The organism is Saprospira grandis str. Lewin, assembly GCF_000250635.1.
In the GTDB taxonomy this organism is placed as follows: Bacteria; Bacteroidota; Bacteroidia; order Chitinophagales; family Saprospiraceae; genus Saprospira; species Saprospira grandis.
The window spans coordinates 51669-68845 of the sequence record NC_016940.1 but is presented as its reverse complement, the minus strand read 5'-3'; the positions used below and the strand labels follow the sequence as shown (position 1 = coordinate 68845).

Genomic DNA, 17177 nt, shown 5'->3' with positions numbered 1-17177 from the left:
CTTAGAATAACTAAAGGATTTAGGCGTTTTTTGGGGCCTCCGCTGCGGCTTCGCCTTGCGGCGCTACGCTTTGGGGCTCGCAGGTCTGCTCGGCCCTTCGTCGCTTCGCTCCTCGGTCTGGCCTTCGGCCACCCCGCCGCATCGCTAGGCCAGCCAGCGCTAAGCCTATTCCTTATCCTTAAAGCCGTTTTTCCAGCGCCAACGGCCATAAGCCACTAGGGCCAGCCAACCAAAAAAGGGAATAAAATAAAGGAAGCAAATCGGGTTGCGGAAGAGCAAGTAAATAGAGGCGCCAAAGCCTTTGTATACCTTTACCTCTTCTCCTTTTTTGCCCTTCTGATGCCATTGTTTCTCAAATTCATGAAATAGCATGGGCCAACCCAAAGGCGTATTTAAGGGAAAGCCTTTAAAGATGACTCGGAGCAGCTCGCCCAAGCGGTAGGGCTTCCGACCATATTGGGCTAGGGCCAAATTAAGCTCCTCCTGGCATTTGTCTTGTACCCTTTGGCGGATGTCCTCAATTTCGGCCTCTGTCAATTCCTCAAAGGCCTTGTCGGTCCATTCATAGGGCCGAATCCGAGAGCCCCGAACAAAGGTCATTTTGCTGGGAAAAGAGAGAAAGAAAGCCGCAGGAAAGAGTAAGAGCGGAGTCAAAGGACCCAAGGGTAGAAAAGGAACCCCAATTTTATTGATGGCCTTATTCACGCCTTTGTGGCTGTACATCAAAGGGGCCACATACTCGGCATTGATGGTGGAGTACCAAACAATATCCGATTTATATTTTAAGCTCATCCGAATGAAGGAGCTAGAAAAACGCTGCAATTTATACCGACGATTAAAGCCTTTGCCAATACCAGGAACCCCCTCAGGATAAATCAATAGTTGGCCATCGGGATAATGCATCATGGTCTCAAAGTTGAGAAAGCTGGCATCTATGCCCCCAGCCATTTTCCAAGCATGCAACATAAAATAAGGGTGCATGGCCGGCGTCTGAGAAAGCATAGGGGCCGTAAGTACCCTGAGCTGCTTTTTAGGATCAAATTCATGCATTTTAGAAAGACCAGAGCCAAAAATCATCCCATCCCAAGGAAAAGCCATACCCGAGTGGTTGCTGGCAAAAATAACAGGATGTTCAGGACGGTTCCGCTCTGGAAGCTCCTCAAAGCCAATGAATTCGGGCCGAAAATAGTTTTGGTCCATCAAGCTATAAATCTCTCGATTGAACTGACGCACAAAGCCCATGCGAAAATGATCATCATAGATATGCCTATTGGCTGCAATTTGCTCTGGCGTGCAAGCTTTTCGCTTTTTGAGTTTGGGGAGGGCCTTTTCTTTGATTTTTTTATCGCTCATGGAGTTGGTTCATTTATCACCAAATTTATAAAAAATTGAGGAGTTCTTCGATTCTCTGGCTTTTTGGTCCAAAAAAGCGATAGATTCAAAGGCTTTTACCTTTGTTCGTCGTATTTTTGCGCAAAACAGAACATAAAACTACTATGGTTAAAATTGGAGATCTTTCTTTGGGAGAATTCCCCTTTTTGCTAGCCCCGATGGAGGATGTTAGCGATCCCCCTTTTCGTGCACTCTGTAAAGAACAGGGCTGCGATATGATGTATACTGAGTTTATTTCAGTAGAAGGCCTGATCCGAGACGCAAAGAAAAGTGTAGTCAAATTAGATATTTACCCTGAAGAGCGCCCTATTGGCGTGCAAATTTTTGGAGCCGAGCTAGATTCTATGATGCGGGCCGCCGAAATTGTAGAAGAAGCCCAACCCGAAGTTTTAGATATTAACTTTGGTTGCCCTGTGAAAAAAGTGGTCTGCAAAATGGCTGGTGCAGGCATTTTGAGAGATATTGACCGCATGGTGGAATTGACCGAAGCGGTGGTGAAGTCAACCAAACTGCCCGTGACGGTAAAAACCCGCTTGGGCTGGGACCAGAACAGCATCAAAATTGAAGAAGTGGCCGAACGCCTACAAGATGTAGGCATCAAGGCCCTGAGTATTCATGGCCGCACTCGGGCCCAGATGTATAAAGGCGAGGCCGATTGGTCGCATATTGCCAAAGTGAAAGAAAATCCCCGCATTCATATTCCCATTTTTGGTAATGGTGATATTGATAGCCCCGAAAAAGCGAAATTGTATAAAGAACGCTATGGGGTGGATGGTATCATGATCGGCCGAGCGGCTATTGGCTACCCCTGGATTTTTAGAGAAATTAAGCACTACTTTGAAACAGGAGAAAAAATGGCTCCGCCCAATATTCATGAACGAGTAGATGCTGCTCGCCGTCATCTTATTCGGGCCGTAGAATGGAAAGGACCTGTTTTGGGCGTTTTGGAAACCCGCCGCCATTATACCAACTATTTCCGGGGGATGCCAGGCGTGAAAGAATACCGCAAAAAACTGGTTACGCTGATGGAGCTGCCCGATCTGCTTGCCGTTTTGGAAGAAATTGAGGCCCGCTACGCCGATTATGTCTTTAGCTAAAGGCCCTTTTTGCGGTGGACAGGCGGCGAAGCCGCCGCAGGCTTAGGGACATGAAGTGGTGCGGCGCAGCCGCAGACCCAGGGGCTGAAGCGAAGCGAAAGCCCCGCAGGGCCGAGCAGACCTGCGAGCCACGGAATGGCCCGGCCGCCAAAGGCGGCAAGCCCCAAAAAAACAGACAGAATAGCCCCTTAGAGATTCAAGTCCTGCTGGGATCATAAGTATGGCAAGCCCCCAAAAAACATAGAAGAACAAGCCTAATCATAGCTCTTTGGAGCAATAACACACACTATATGAAAGTATTTTTTACTCTCTTTTTTGTTGTCTCGAGCTGCTTTTACGGCAGCTTATGGGCGCAAGAAAAAATGGATCTGCTAGACCAAAAACTAGAGGTACGCAACTTTAAATTTGAGCAAAATATCGAGATGTCCGACAAGGGGACCAAGGGAATTATGTTCAGTTTTGAGTGCAAATATCCTAGTAATAGCCGTTATTTGCTCACCTATAAGCAGCAACTTAGCGCCCGAAAATATGGGCAAGAGGTGTTTAGCGATAGCAGCAGCTATTTGGTCCTAAAACCCAATGAATGGCAGAAACGCCGCCGTTTTGTGGCCTACAGAGACTTGGCCGTAGCGGCAGGTCCACAGGAGGAAATTGAGTTTATTTATGAGGTGCCGGGCCTTCTAAAGTACCGTAATACTATTTCATATACGCAGCCGCAAACCTATAGCATTTTGTTTCAGATGGAGCAGGCGGAAGTAAAGAGAACGGCTCGTTTGCTCGATCCGGGCTCGCCCAAAGAAGGGGCGCCCGATGTATATTGGACCATTAGCACTAATGGGAGTGATTACCCGGTCTATAGCTCGAAGTTGCAGCCCAATAGCTATGAGGCCCCCGCCGAAGAAGCCCAATTTTTTGCCCTAGAAGGAGAGGAGCTCTACATCAATTTTTATGATGAAGATGGTCTAGAAGATGATTTTTTGGGCCGCCTGCCACTAGCTGCAGCCAGCAAAGACTTGCGCAAATCGCAAAAAGGGGAGATGTTTGGCCAAATCAAACGGCTAAATTATACGATAGGCCTGAGCAAAAGAAGCCGACAACCTATTAGTACATATATACAGGATGACTTTATTTATGAAGGCCGCCGAGGTGTGAAGTTGGTCCTTGAGTACTTTTTGCCCAAAAGCCTAAGGGGCCAAAAAATGCGTCCCGATTTTGTTTTCTCGGATGTAGAAGGCAAAAAAGTGAAAATTCCACTTTTTTATTCTTTGGTAGAAGGCCAAGCGCAGCCCGGCGAATTGATGGAGCTGCCCGAAAATGGCCGATTGAGCTATTTTATTCCGCATTATGCCTGGAACTCTTCCATTAAAAAGATTGAGTTTTATTTTGATGGAGGTGGACAAAATATTGTGGAAGCAGCACCCTATATTTTCCTCCAACCCCTAGAGTTTCCGCCCTATATGTATTATTCGGGCACCTTTGTAGAAGAAGATGTAGACTATGAAGGGGCAAAAGGAATAAAGATTAGCTTTTCTTATGCAGTAAAAGATGTGCATCAATACTCTAAATTGCGCATTAACTTTGAGAATTTGAAAGGCCAACCTCTGGTCCAAACCGTTTACCCTATGCAGGAACTGCCCAAAGATAGCCTGCCTACATCTCTTTTGCATGGGGTCTATGAGCAGCCCAACATGAAGGCAAAAGATAGCTTGGCCTTTTTTATTCCTTATCTGGACCTAGATGATCCGCAAGTTCGCCTGAAGATGAGCTTGATCCCCGATTTAGAAATTCCCATTATTAACGAACGCAGCCCGCTGATTGAGCGCCCCGATACGCTAACTGATTTACTCTTAGAAGAGGAGTTGGCTATGGACCGGGTTCAAAATAATGACTTTGGCTATGTGGTGACCCTAAAAGCTAAGTTGCCCCGCCTCTATCGGGGCCGTGCTATGCTGCTGCTTGATGGACTGCGAAATGGCGTTGATTTTATTGGCTATAATACGGTAGGAGAAGGCCTAGTAGAAATAGGACAAGATAGTTTTGCGCTAGCGCTAGACTCTAGCCAAATTCATGTGCTTTTTCCGCATCGTCGCCTTTTGGCCAATGAAAAAGTAGCCCTTAGCTATCAGTTTGTCGATCGCAAAACGGGAGAGGTCTTATTGGCCGAACAAAAAAGCGAAAGTAAATTGCCCAAAACCCTACATAATGTAAGCTTCCAAATTGATCTGCAGTCGCTTAAGTGGATGACGGATAGCCTGCAGCTAGATTCTGCCCAAACAAAAACCAATTGGAAGTATGAAATTATGGTGGGCAATGAGGTCCAAATGAGCAAAACCTTACCCGCTCTCTTTAAAGGGAAAACCGTAAAAGAACAGTTTAAACGCTCTTTGCGGGCCCATAGAGAGGACCGAATTCAAATTTATCTGGAAGAAAAAACAGGCGAAAATCCTCTTCGCATTCCCATCTGGAGCGGAGATTTGGGCCAGCTGCTACAAGCCAAAGGCAGTAGCAAGGCCGTTGATCAAAGCCCAGTGAAAAAAGCAAAAATTAAGCTCCGCCTCAAGCGATCAGAGCGAAAAATAGTGAAGATAAAAGGCTAATAAGCACAAAAAAAGCAGCTCCTAAGAGCTGCTTTTTTTGTGTATAGCGCTGCGCGAAAATTAACGCAAGGCAATTTTGAGTACATCTTCCATGCGCTTGACATAATGAAACTCTAGGCCTTTGATATATTCGGCTTTTACTTCCATAACATGCGGACGGTTGTCCTCGCAAAGAATCAATTCTTTGACTCCAGCCCGTTTGGCCGCCAAGATTTTTTCCTTAATGCCGCCTACTCGAAGCACGCGACCTCTCAAAGAAATTTCTCCGGTCATGGCCAAATGAGAGCGCAAGGCTTTACCCTTAAAGGCAGAGGCTAGGGCCGAAAGCATAGTAATTCCCGCAGAAGGTCCATCCTTGGGCACAGCCCCGGCAGGAACGTGCAAATGCACATCTCTTTGCTCAAAAAGGCTGGCCTCAATGCCAAACTCTTCTGCATGGCTCTTGAGGTAAGAAAGGGCCAAGGCCGCAGATTCTTTCATCACATCGCCCAAGTTCCCCGTCAATTGAAGCTTGCCCTTGCCCGGACTTAAACTGGCCTCAATAAAGAGAATTTCGCCCCCCACTTGGGTCCAAGCCAAACCAACGGCTACACCAGCAGGCAACTTTTCTTCATAAATATCCTTAACGGTGGTTTTAATGCCCAAGGCATCTTCCACATCCTGAGCCGTACTAAAGCGAACCTGCTTTTTATCGCCCTGAGCAATTTGCTTGGCCGCAATCCGCATCAAACGAGCAATTTGGCGCTCTAGTTTACGCACGCCCGACTCCTGGGTATAATCTGAGACCAAGGTTTGTAGGGCTTTGGCCCCAATTCTAAACTGATTGCCCGAAAGCCCATGCTCTTTGCGCTGCTTGGGAATCAAGTGGCGCTTGGCAATTTCTAGCTTTTCTTCTACCGAATAACCCGATAGCTCAATGATTTCCATACGGTCCAAAAGGGCCGGCTGAATAGAACTCAAGGAGTTGGAGGTAGCAATAAAGAGCACCTTAGAAAGGTCATAATCTAACTCCAAATAGTTGTCGTAAAAGCTGCTATTTTGCTCGGGATCAAGGATTTCTAGTAGGGCAGAAGAGGGGTCGCCTCTTTGTCCACGGCCCATTTTATCGATCTCATCCAAAATGAAAACGGGATTAGAGCTCCCCGCTTTTTTCAAAGATTGAATGATGCGACCCGGCATGGCCCCAATATAGGTTTTACGGTGCCCCCGCAATTCGGACTCATCATGTAGGCCACCTAGCGACATCCGAATGTATTCTCGATTGAGAGCCGAAGCCACCGAACGCCCCAAAGAGGTTTTTCCCACACCGGGAGGGCCCAAGAGGCAAATAATTGGCGCTTTCATGTCTTGGCGCAATTCCAAAACTGCCAAATATTCCAAAATCCGATCCTTGACCTTGTCCAAACCATAATGGTCCTGGTCCAAAATCTTTTCGGCCTTGTTCAAATCAAAATTATCTTGGCTAAACTCATTCCAAGGTAAATCGACCAAGGTTTCTAAGTAGTTGAGCGTCAAAGAGTAGTCTGGCGCCATGGGGTTGGTGCGCTCCAATCGACGAAGTTCCCGATCAAATTTTTCTTGCACCGCTTCCGACCAGTCTTTATCCGCTGCCTTGGCCCGCAAACGGTCCACTTCTTGGCTCTGCGGATTTTCGCCCAGCTCATCCTGAATCAACTTCATCTGCTGGTTGAGGATGTAATCCCGCTGCTGCTTCTCCATCTCTTCCCGCACTTTTTCCTCCAATTCGGCCCGAATCTCGGTAATGTGCAACTGAATACTCAATTGATCCAACAAGATTTTGGCCCGCTTGAGCAGCTTACTCTCATTGAGTAGCTCTTGTTTGGCACTCACGCTCACCTGCATATTGGTGGCCACAAAATTGACCAAAAAACCAGAATTCTGGATTTTATGCAGCAGCTGTACCGCATCTGAAGGAATTTGCGGACTAATATCTATTAGGGCCTCACTTTTCTCTCGTATAGATTGTAAGGTCGCCTCAAACTCAATTTGCTCTTTCTTCTTAGGCCACTCATCAACCAACAAAATAGGCTCGGCCCGCAAAAACGGAAGGGTCTGCAGCGCTTTGCGCTCTCTGCCCGTCCGTCGACGACCCTGCAAAATAGCCGTATAACTATCATCGGGCATTTTGATGAGACGAAGAATTTTAGCCACCACGCCCAAGGTATGCAAATCTTTCAATTTTGGCTCATCGACCTCCATATCTTTCTGGGCAAAAACCAAAATATGCTTACCATCTGCATAGGCATCTTGTACCGCCGCTATAGACCGCTCGCGGCCCACCGTCACAGGAATGACTACTCCCGGAAACAAAACGGTGTTCTTCAATGCCAAAACAGGAAGGTCATAACTATATTCCTCTTCTTGCATCAAACGCTCCTCTTGCTCGTCTACACTAAAAAAGGGCAAAATTTCCATTTCTTCCTCTGGACTCAAATCGTTTTCTTTTTTTGACATGCTGATTATTTGTAATGAATGCAAGCCTCTCGGCTTCTGCTGCCAGTTGCTGACAGCTTGTCAGTCGGTTTGGGCCTAAACTAAGTAGTTTTGACCGCTTAATCCTTTTATAAGGAAAAAAATTAAGCAAATAGGCCCGTTTTTTAAACCGCCTAGCTATAAGCCAAAAGCTATTCCCTTCTATATATTCTGCCGTTTTGACTTGTTTTTTTCTGGGGCTGCCCCAGCCTACGGCTGGGTCGGGCTGTTTCGCAGCTCGCTATTCGCTCGGCCCTGCGGCGCTTTCAGCGCCTTGGTCTGGCCTTCGGCCACTGCTGTCCATCCCTCAGCCGCGGCGCTGCGCGCCTTTGCGGCGGCTTCGCCGCCTGTAGGACGCCCAATTGGACCAAATTTAAGGGCTGGCCTTAGCGCTTTTAGTTTGTATTTATTCAAAAGTAGTAACTTTAGTTTATAAACGCAAATTTAGTTTTCTTTTTAGTTGTTAAAGGATGCTCTGGCCCTGTAGCTTTTTCAGACAGCTCTCTAAAGAGGGCCTTTGGGCATGGTCAATGATGTCTGGAGCATGGTCAATGATGTCTGAGGCATGGTCAATGATGTCTGAGGTATGGTCAATGATGTCTGAGGTATGGTCAATGATGTCTGAGGTATGGTCAATGATGTCTGAGGTATGGTCAATGATGTCTGAGGTATGGTCAATGATGTCTGAGGTATGGTCAATGATGTCTGAGGTATGGTCAATGATGTCTGAGGTATGGTCAATGATGTCTGAGGTATGGTCAATGATGTCTGAGGTATGGTCAATGATGTCTGAGGTATGGTCAATGATGTCTGAGGTATGGTCAATGATGTCTGAGGTATGGTCAATGATGTCTGGGGTATGGTCAATGATGTCTGGGGTATGGTCAATGATGTCTGGAGCATGGTCAATGATGTCTGGGGCATGGTCAATGATGTCTGGGGTATGGTCAATGATGTCTGGGGTATGGTCAATGATGTCTGGGGCATGGTCAATGATATCTGGAGCATGGTCAATGATGCTAAAAAGGTCATTATCCAGCTTTTTGTATAAGTTCATTTATAAATGAATTTAACAAAATATTCAGAAAAGCAAGCTTTGCCGTTTGCATAGCTCCTTCTTTGGCCCAGGGCAAAAACTAGCTAGATCTAGCAGGCGGCGAAGCCGCCGCAGGCCCAGCGCTGCGGAGGGGGGGCCGCAGGCCAGACCCAAGCCGCCAAAGGCGGCTGCAGGGCCGAGCAGACCTGCGAGCCCCGCAGCATAGCGGCGGCCAGCTCGGCAAAGCCGAGCTGGCCGCGGGCCCCAAAACATAAGAAATATAAAGGAAGTTAGAGGGAGAAATTAAAGCTAATGACTCCGCCCCAATCTGGGGTTTTATTTTCACGGATGGCCATCACGGCATCTATGCGGATAATGCGGAAGAGCTTCCAGCCGATGCGGTCGATACCAAAATTGAACTCCAGATGGTTGCCTTTTTCGGGCGTATAGAGGTGGTGGACCCCCAGAATAGTTTCGAAGCCCAACTTTTTGAGGCCCGGCAATTTATTCCAGAGAAAGCCATTAAAATGGTGCTCAAAATGGGTTTGTACAAAATAATCCATCGTGCTGTGCTCATAATAAGGCAAGAGCTGAAAGCTGCGCCATTGCTTGCCATTTTGGGCAAAAAAAGTTTGGTTGCCACGAAAGTGTTGATAATCGACAAAGCGCATATTTTTGTGATTGAGAAAGTGGCCGGCCTCTGTGCGCCAACTAAACTTTCCGATACCGGCCACCGGCAAATCGAACTTTTGGATATAGGCGCCTAGATAATCAAAGGCCGTCATTTGGTCGTTGAGGGCCAGGGCTTTTTTATAAATCAGCCAAATTTCGGGAATATTACTGGGGCGATAGATGCGTTCTTTGGGGTAAGAGAGGTACTTCTGGCCAAAACGCAGGCGAAAGCGCAGATCGAGCAGCAGGCGATCATTGGCTTGGAAGGCCAGGGTATCTTCTGCTGGCGGCTGATTAAAATCGAGGGGCTGGTTAGAGTAAAACTCCCTTTTATCCCTAAACAATAGGCTATAATCGGCCTGATTTCTTAGGGCTTTGCGCTGGGCATATTCGGCCTGAAAGAGCAGGCGCAGCCCATTAAATAGCCGTTGAGAATAGCGCAGATGGGCAAAGGTTTTATCGTAGGCCTTAATATAGTTTTGCCGATAGACCAAAGAAGTATAGCTATTGATGAGCGGGCTCATGGGCGGGTCTTCGACAAACTGCTGGACCAAATTTCCGCCGCTGAGCGTTAGATTGGCATCATTGATTTTATTGAAGCGGAAAAAGAGGCTGCCCGAGGGGCGCAGGCGCTTATCGGCAAGGCCATATTGCAGCTTCATCTTGGCATTGAGGTAGCGAGTATTTTCCTTATTGAAGTGTTTGTTATAGCCCAGATTAACATCTCCATAAAAGCCCTGCAACGTATTATACATGATACTATACAGGGGAGAAGAAATTGACCAACTATAGCCCTTGTTGCGTTTGCGGTAGCTATAGCCCGATAGCAGCAGGCTCCAGCTTGGGCGGTTGGCGACTCGGTCCATAGAATCAATATAGGCGGGGTCGTTGAGGACCTCCTGCAGGCTATCTTTAATATGGTACTCGACGACCTCTTTTTCGGAAAGCGGAAGGGGGCGAATGCTATCCCAGTAGACCTCCGTTTTTTTGTTGGCCTCGGCCTCTACCGAAAAGATTTCGTTATTGAAGAGTTTTTTGGGAAATTCGGGGGCCAAATCATACTGCTGAAAAACGCCAATAATTCCGCCTGAAATCTCGATGCCAAAGACATTGATGCTCAGTTCAATTTCCTGAGAAAAAAGTCGCCAAACGCTATCTTGCACCTCTACATGCAGCTGCTTAAACGCCACGGTATCGAGGATAGAAATATTGGCGGCCTTGCCCGTTGTTTTGAGGTCGGTACTATGGATGCACCATTCGCCATCTACAATATAAATGTCGCCAAAGAAGAGTTGGCCCAAGGGGTTTTTGGGAATAACTTGGACCTGATAGATCATTTTGCCCTCATCAAAAAAGGTATTGAGCAATTTGTATTTATAGGCATTAAGGGCGCCTTGGCCAATAGGCGAGAGCAGGCGGGCATCAATCAGCTCTGTATAATTCTGGTAGAAATTCATATCCATCATGGCGGCCCCAGAATTAAAGCTAAAGCCATTATCATCGCCACTGACCTTAGATGAAATCATTTCTTCTTTCACTTTATTACCTTGGACATAAATTTTGGATACCGATTCGGAAAGATAAACCATGCCACTGCCCGAGGAGTCCAATTGCTTTCTAAACTCTGCTGTAGATTGGCCCATAATGCTTTCGGGCAATTCACTAATTTCTTGGGCGCCTTTAACATAGGCCTCGCAGCTAAATTTTTGGACCTGATTGAGGTAAAACTTTCGCTTTTTCATGGCCTGCCGAATAATGCCATAGGCTGGATCTTCCGAGCCATCGACCACCACCTCTGGGGCCTGAAGATCTAGTGGGGCGAGCTCTACATTGAGCTCTAGTTGCTCGTTTTCGCTCCAGTTTAAGTTGATGACTTTCTTTTTGTAGCCCACATACTGAAAGACCAATTGGTATTCTCCAGGCGCTAGCCGAAGTAAATATCGGCCCTCTATATTGGAGGTAGTCCCCACCGATTCTTTTTGGAGATAAACCGAGACAAAGGGGAGGGGGGCTCCTTTTTCGTCGGTCACTAAGCCAGAAAGTTGAGCCAAAAGCTGGCTAGAGCTGAAGCCCAAAAAGAGAAGCAAAAATAAAATCTTATTCATAATCTTGATTTAGGGAGTTGGAGCAATCTATAGCCCTCAAAATATAAAGCTTTTCCAACTTATGCCCCCCTGTAGCGTCTAAAAAGCAGCGACAGAAATTATTTTTGATAGCAGTTCTATCCAAAATATTTGTAATTTTGGCGCACACAACATATTTAATCACCTTAACACCAAGAAAAACAATGCGTAACCTAAGTTTACTAGCTCTTTTTCTAATGGCTGCACAGTTTGGTTTTGCCCAAAAAGGCCTAGAATTTGGCGTCACTTTCACGCCTGCCACTAGCTGGATCATTAACGATGAAGATTTTGCTCAGGGCGATGAAATGGATCTACAAGCCACTTTTGGCTACAATGCTGGAGCTCATCTAGGCATCAATTTCACAGAAGGTATGGGCCTTCAAGTTGGGCTAAACCTTTCTCAACAAGGCCAAAATTACATCAATAAAGCCTCTTCAAGCAACAAGGACGAGATGGATGTATACTCTCGTAAATTGACTTATGTCCGTGTTCCCGTTTTGCTAAAATTTAATGGAAGCACAGAAGGCTCTTTCACTTCTTATTTCCGTTTTGGCCCTCACCTAGATTTTCTGAGCAAGGCCGTTTATAACTATGAAGAAAATAGTGGCTCTATTTTCCGTGTAGACCGTGAAGATATTGATTTGACTCAGGTAGAAAACCCTACTGGTGGAAACTACAAAATCTATAATGATGTTGTTTTTGGCGCCACGCTAGAAATGGGTGGAGCCATCAATGTTGATGAAAACATGAAAATTTTGGTACTTTTCCACCTTTCTGGTTCATTGAGCAACCCCGAAGGCGAAGACTCTTATAATGCTAGTCCATTGGTTTCATTGACCAACCCTTCTGCCTTCCCCGATGATGCAGGTTCTGCTTCTCGCGGCACGGCTTACAACGTAATGGGTGGACTTACTGTTGGTCTGACCTATACTATTGGCGGCGGAGAATAAACTGCTGTCACAATAAATAAAGAGTTTATCTTTTAGGACCAAGCACTTTTGTGTTTTGGTCCTTTTTTTTGGGGCCCGCGGCCAGCTCGGCTTTGCCGAGCTGGCCGCGGGCCCCAAAACATAAGAAATATAAAGGAAGTTAGAGGGAGAAATTAAAGCTTTTCCAACTTATGCCCCTCTGCAGCGTCTAAAAAGCAGCGACAGAAAATATTTTTGATAGCAGTTCTATCCAAAATACTTGTAATTTTGCCGCACACAACATATTTAATCACCTTAAAACCAAGAAAAACAATGCGTAACCTAAGTTTACTAGCTCTTTTTCTAATGGCTGCACAGTTTGGTTTTGCCCAAAAAGACCTAGAATTTGGCGTCACTTTCACGCCTGCCACTAGCTGGATCATCAATGATGAAGATTTTGCCCAAGGCGATGAAATGGACCTACAAGCCACTTTTGGCTACAATGCTGGAGCTCATCTAGGCATCAACTTCACAGAAGGTATGGGTCTACAATTGGGCCTTAACCTGTCTCAACAGGGCCAAAATTACATCAATAAAGCCTCTTCAAGCAACAAGGACGAGATGGATGTATACTCTCGTAAATTGACTTATGTCCGTGTTCCCGTTTTGCTAAAATTTAATGGAAGCACTGAAGGCTCTTTCACTTCTTATTTCCGTTTTGGCCCTCACCTAGATTTTTTGAGCAAGGCCGTTTATAACTATGAAGAAAATAGTGGTGCAGTTTTTCATATAGATCGTGAAGATATTGACATGACTCGGATAGAAAAAAGATCTTGCGGAAACTATAAAATCTACAATGATGTTGTTTTTGGCGCCACGCTAGAAATGGGTGGAGCTATCAACGTAGATGAAAATATGAAAATTTTGGTGCTTTTCCACCTTTCTAGCTCATTGACCAACCCCGAAGGGCAAGACTCTTATGCTGCTGGAAAAGATGTTTCTGGCCCTTTCAGTGCCAACCCTTCTGCTTTTCCCGACTATGATTACTCAAGAACTCGCGGCACGGCTTATAACGTAATGGGTGGACTTACTGTTGGTTTGACCTATACTATTGGTGGCGGAGAATAAACTGCTGTCACAATAAATAAAGAGTTTATCTTTTAGGACCAAGCACTTTTGTGTTTTGGTCCTTTTTTTTGGGGCCCGCGGCCAGCAAGCTGGCCGCGGGCCCCAAAACATAAGAAATATAAAGGAAGTTAGAGGGAGAAATTAAAGCTTTTCCAACTTATGCCCCTCTGCAGCGTCTAAAAAGCAGCGACAGAAAATATTTTTGATAGCAGTTCTATCCAAAATACTTGTAATTTTATCGCACACAACATATTTAATCACCTTAAAACCAAGAAAAACAATGCGTAACCTAAGTTTACTAGCTCTTTTTCTAATGGCTGCACAGTTTGGTTTTGCCCAAAAAGACCTAGAATTTGGCGTCACTTTCACGCCTGCCACTAGCTGGATCATCAATGATGAAGATTTTGCCCAAGGCGATGAAATGGACCTACAAGCCACTTTTGGCTACAATGCTGGAGCTCATCTAGGCATCAACTTCACAGAAGGTATGGGTCTACAATTGGGCCTTAACCTGTCTCAACAGGGCCAAAATTATATCAATAAAGCCTCTTCAAGCAACAAGGACGAGATGGATGTATACTCTCGTAAATTGACTTATGTCCGTGTCCCCGTTTTGCTGAAATTTAACGGAAGCACAGAAGGCTCTTTCACTTCTTATTTCCGTTTTGGCCCTCACCTAGATTTTCTGAGCAAGGCCGTTTATAACTATGAAGAAAATAGTGGTGCAGTTTTTCATATAGATCGTGAAGATATTGACATGACTCGGATAGAAAAAAGATTTTGCGAAAACTATAAAATCTACAATGATGTTGTTTTTGGCGCCACGCTAGAAATGGGTGGAGCTATCAACGTAGATGAAAATATGAAAATTTTGGTGCTTTTCCACCTTTCTAGCTCATTGACCAACCCCGAAGGGCAAGACTCTTATGCTGCTGGAAAAGATGTTTCTGGCCCTTTCAGTGCCAACCCTTCTGCTTTTCCCGACTATGATTACTCAAGAACTCGCGGCACGGCTTACAACGTAATGGGTGGACTTACTGTTGGTTTGACCTATACTATTGGTGGCGGAGAATAAACTGCTGTCACAATAAATAAAGAGTTTATCTTTTAGGACCAAGCACTTTTGTGTTTTGGTCCTTTTTTTTGGGGCCCGCGGCCAGCAAGCTGGCCGCCGCTATGCTGCGCGGCTCGCTATTCGCTCGGCCCTTCAGCCGCCAAAGGCGGCTTTGGTCTGGCCTGCGGCCACCGCTGCGCAGCGCTGGGCCTGCGGCGGCTTCGCCGCCTGTAGAAACGCAAAATGCAAAAATCTTGGCAAGAGACTACTAACTTTTTGGCATCATTATGTATTCTTAGAGCGAAAAGGACTTTATGGACCTAGAGGCGGCGCAGCCGCCGGCTTAGGGATGGAAAGGGGGGCGGCGCAGCCGCAGACCCAAGTTTTTTGAAGCGAAGCGAAAAAAACTGCAGGGCCGAGCAGGCTTGCGAGCCCCTGAACAGCCCGGCCCGCCCGCAGGGCGGGCAAGCCCCAAAAACAAAAAATAAAACTTATGCGTCAATTTCTTTTTTCTGCTTTTCTATTGGCCTTGGGCCAGGGACTTTTTGCCCAAGAAAACCTACTTAAAAACCCTTCTTTTGAAGAGGGTTGCCATTGTGATGACAGCACCGAATTGCTGTCGATGCCCTCGGCTTGGCAAGTTACGGCTGGGCAGGTCAATTTTTTTAATCCAGGCTGTCCCTTATTGCCCGAACGAAAAACCTATTTGCAGGCCCTAAAAATGCCTAGCCCCGCCGAGGGCAAGGTCTATGCGGGCTTGGGCTTGGCCAAAGAAGGCGAATATCTGACCGGAGAATTGGAAACTCCTCTACTGGCCAATACAGACTATTTGGTTAAAATGAGAGTTCGGCGGCCCATCCGTTTTTGTTTTGCGCCCATTGATGAACTGGGCTTGCGTTTTGATAGCCTAGCGCCCAAAAAACAAGAAGGATATGCGAGTTTGCCGGGGCCATCTTTAAAACTGCGAGCCGATAATGGGCTCATTCAGGAGCAGTATCAATGGCAGGAAATTTCGGCAATTTATAAGGCAGAAGGGGGCGAGCGCTACCTCACTTTAGGAAATTTTATGGACAATAATGAGCTCAGTATGCGAAATTGGGCCAAGGGAGATTGTGCCTATATTTATATAGATTGGGCTTCGGTGACCCTCTTTAAGGGGCAGGTAGATTTGGCCAGCTACCAAAAGGGCCAAGAATTTAAGGCCGAAGAACGACTTTGGCTCAAAAATATCGTTTTTGAAAAGGCCACAGAGCGCCTCAAAGCGGAAAGCTTGCCCATTTTGGATGAGTTGGCCGAAAACTTAGGGCGTTTTCCAGAGCAAAAATTTGAAATCTCTGGACATACCGACAACAGCGGAGATGAGGGCAGCAATCGCCTTTTTTCGGAGGCTAGAGCCAAAAGCGTAGTAGATTATTTGGTGGCCAAGGGCGTATCGGCCAAGCAGCTGCAACTAAAAGGCCGAGGCAGCAGCCAAAATATCAATGCCAATGATAGCGATAAAAAAAGGGCCAAAAACTGGAGAATTGAGATCAAGGCCTTGGCCCAATAAAAAAAAGGGGCTGTCTTTGCAGACAACCCCTCAAACACTTGTTGATTCACCAACCTATAAGTAGGTGGACAAAACAAAAATAGAATTTTATTCAAATAAAGAGGAGTTTTACTAAACATTTTTTGGTCCAACTGCTTATTTGGCCCAAATGGAGCTGAGGGCTGGCTGTTGCCAGCCTTTTCCATTGGCAAAAAGGGTGTAGGCCAAGAGCAGCTCATGATTACTGCCCAGTTGTGGTCCCAAATTGCTGGCGGTTTGGCTAAAAATATAGCTAATCCGATAGCGTTGTTTAACCGTTGTGCCCAGGGAAACCATCAGGCTGCCCTCGCTGCCATAGCCTAGGCCCAGCAAAAAGCGTTGGTCATAGATGTATTGGGCATTTAGCATGACCCCAAAGGGAGAGTTGAGGGCATATCTAAACCAAATTTGGGGAATAATTCGGTGTTTGGGGGCATCTCCAGCCTTTCTAAAACTGCCCGAATAAAAATCAATTTTAGTAGCCGCATGCAAATAAATATGGGCCACCCTTCTGAGGTCAGATAGCGACTGCCCATCAGAAAAGCGCAGCTTTAGGCCCAAAATCTGAGGGACCGAAAAACCCAGTTGAAATTGCTCTGTTTGGTAAAGCGCCCCCAAGGCGGCTTCGGGCAATAATTGGCTTTCATTGTTCTGAATAATCAGCGGATCATTGGGGTCTAGGGCCGATAAATCTTGCCCCCTAAGCTGATAGTGCAAAGCCGATAAGCTAAGGCCCAAATTTAAGCGATGCCCAAACTCGCCTTTTTGGACCTTGCCGAGCTGCAATTGGTAGGCATAAGAAAATTGTAGGGCCGTATAGGAACTAGGGCCCGTTCTGTCTTGTTGCAAGGCCAATCCCCAAGCCATATTTTTATCTTCCGCCCAATGTTGATAGGCCAAACTGGCCGTTCTGGGCGATTCGGGCATATTTAACCATTGTTGTTTGTAGCCCAACTGTATTTGCTGAACGCCTTCTTGGCCCAGACTGGCAGGATTGAGAAAAAAGGCCTGTTGCTGATACTCCTGGCTAAGCGGAAGTTGCTGCCCAAATAAAGGCGAAGCAAAGAGCAACAGAAAAAATAGATAAGGGGAGATTTGCAGCATAAAATT

11 protein-coding genes are annotated in these 17177 nt (G+C 46.2%); 6 read left to right on the top strand and 5 right to left on the bottom strand.

Features of this window, described 5'->3' with window-relative positions:
* Positions 1 to 165: 165 nt before the first annotated feature.
* On the bottom strand, positions 166 to 1353 hold the full coding sequence (locus SGRA_RS00350) for a lysophospholipid acyltransferase family protein (protein ID WP_014373072.1): 1188 nt from the start codon (positions 1351 to 1353) through the stop codon (positions 166 to 168).
* A gap of 143 nt (positions 1354 to 1496) precedes the next feature.
* On the opposite strand from SGRA_RS00350, the gene dusB reads away from it, so the two are divergent.
* Positions 1497 to 2489, top strand: coding sequence for a tRNA dihydrouridine synthase DusB (gene dusB, locus SGRA_RS00345; RefSeq protein ID WP_014373071.1), 993 nt, complete (start codon positions 1497 to 1499; stop codon positions 2487 to 2489).
* A 290-nt stretch (positions 2490 to 2779) separates the two neighbouring features.
* Positions 2780 to 5086, top strand: coding sequence for a hypothetical protein (locus SGRA_RS00340; RefSeq protein ID WP_014373070.1), 2307 nt, complete (start codon positions 2780 to 2782; stop codon positions 5084 to 5086).
* 60 nt (positions 5087 to 5146) lie between these two features.
* Here the strand turns inward: SGRA_RS00340 and lon are convergent, their stop codons facing one another.
* The 3 genes from lon to SGRA_RS00315 all read right to left on the bottom strand — a co-directional run bounded on the left by lon (position 5147) and on the right by SGRA_RS00315 (position 11392).
* Positions 5147 to 7561, bottom strand: a complete 2415-nt coding sequence (lon, locus tag SGRA_RS00335; protein ID WP_014373069.1) for an endopeptidase La — start codon at positions 7559 to 7561, stop codon at positions 5147 to 5149.
* Positions 7562 to 8042: 481 nt separating this feature from the next.
* Positions 8043 to 8636, bottom strand: coding sequence for a methyl-accepting chemotaxis protein (locus SGRA_RS23690; RefSeq protein WP_187288177.1), 594 nt, complete (start codon positions 8634 to 8636; stop codon positions 8043 to 8045).
* A gap of 269 nt (positions 8637 to 8905) precedes the next feature.
* Positions 8906 to 11392, bottom strand: coding sequence for a DUF5686 and carboxypeptidase regulatory-like domain-containing protein (locus tag SGRA_RS00315; protein WP_014373065.1), 2487 nt, complete (start codon positions 11390 to 11392; stop codon positions 8906 to 8908).
* A 182-nt stretch (positions 11393 to 11574) separates the two neighbouring features.
* Here SGRA_RS00315 and SGRA_RS00310 point away from each other — a divergent pair, with 182 nt between their 5' ends.
* The 4 genes from SGRA_RS00310 to SGRA_RS00290 all read left to right on the top strand — a co-directional run bounded on the left by SGRA_RS00310 (position 11575) and on the right by SGRA_RS00290 (position 16049).
* On the top strand, positions 11575 to 12360 hold the full coding sequence (locus tag SGRA_RS00310; protein WP_014373063.1) for a porin family protein: 786 nt from the start codon (positions 11575 to 11577) through the stop codon (positions 12358 to 12360).
* A 291-nt stretch (positions 12361 to 12651) separates the two neighbouring features.
* The gene (locus SGRA_RS00305; RefSeq protein ID WP_014373062.1) at positions 12652 to 13446 is read left to right on the top strand and encodes an outer membrane beta-barrel protein; all 795 of its coding nucleotides are present in this window, start codon (positions 12652 to 12654) and stop codon (positions 13444 to 13446) included.
* A gap of 280 nt (positions 13447 to 13726) precedes the next feature.
* On the top strand, positions 13727 to 14521 hold the full coding sequence (locus tag SGRA_RS00300) for an outer membrane beta-barrel protein (RefSeq protein WP_014373061.1): 795 nt from the start codon (positions 13727 to 13729) through the stop codon (positions 14519 to 14521).
* A gap of 472 nt (positions 14522 to 14993) precedes the next feature.
* A complete protein-coding gene (locus SGRA_RS00290) occupies positions 14994 to 16049 on the top strand; it encodes an OmpA family protein (RefSeq protein ID WP_014373059.1) in 1056 nt (351 codons plus the stop codon).
* Positions 16050 to 16184: 135 nt separating this feature from the next.
* On the opposite strand, the gene SGRA_RS00285 is transcribed toward SGRA_RS00290, so the two are convergent.
* Positions 16185 to 17171, bottom strand: a complete 987-nt coding sequence (locus SGRA_RS00285; RefSeq protein WP_014373058.1) for a PorP/SprF family type IX secretion system membrane protein — start codon at positions 17169 to 17171, stop codon at positions 16185 to 16187.
* Positions 17172 to 17177 lie beyond the last annotated feature (6 nt).

Bases quoted from the DNA above. Each gene is read 5' to 3' on its own strand.
- SGRA_RS00350 (WP_014373072.1), bottom strand. From the start codon at position 1,353: ATGAGCGATAAAAAAATCAAAGAAAAGGCCCTCCCCAAACTCAAAAAG.
- dusB (WP_014373071.1), top strand. From the start codon at position 1,497: ATGGTTAAAATTGGAGATCTTTCTTTGGGAGAATTCCCCTTTTTGCTA.
- SGRA_RS00340 (WP_014373070.1), top strand. From the start codon at position 2,780: ATGAAAGTATTTTTTACTCTCTTTTTTGTTGTCTCGAGCTGCTTTTAC.
- lon (WP_014373069.1), bottom strand. From the start codon at position 7,561: ATGTCAAAAAAAGAAAACGATTTGAGTCCAGAGGAAGAAATGGAAATT.
- SGRA_RS23690 (WP_187288177.1), bottom strand. From the start codon at position 8,636: ATGAACTTATACAAAAAGCTGGATAATGACCTTTTTAGCATCATTGAC.
- SGRA_RS00315 (WP_014373065.1), bottom strand. From the start codon at position 11,392: ATGAATAAGATTTTATTTTTGCTTCTCTTTTTGGGCTTCAGCTCTAGC.
- SGRA_RS00310 (WP_014373063.1), top strand. From the start codon at position 11,575: ATGCGTAACCTAAGTTTACTAGCTCTTTTTCTAATGGCTGCACAGTTT.
- SGRA_RS00305 (WP_014373062.1), top strand. From the start codon at position 12,652: ATGCGTAACCTAAGTTTACTAGCTCTTTTTCTAATGGCTGCACAGTTT.
- SGRA_RS00300 (WP_014373061.1), top strand. From the start codon at position 13,727: ATGCGTAACCTAAGTTTACTAGCTCTTTTTCTAATGGCTGCACAGTTT.
- SGRA_RS00290 (WP_014373059.1), top strand. From the start codon at position 14,994: ATGCGTCAATTTCTTTTTTCTGCTTTTCTATTGGCCTTGGGCCAGGGA.
- SGRA_RS00285 (WP_014373058.1), bottom strand. From the start codon at position 17,171: ATGCTGCAAATCTCCCCTTATCTATTTTTTCTGTTGCTCTTTGCTTCG.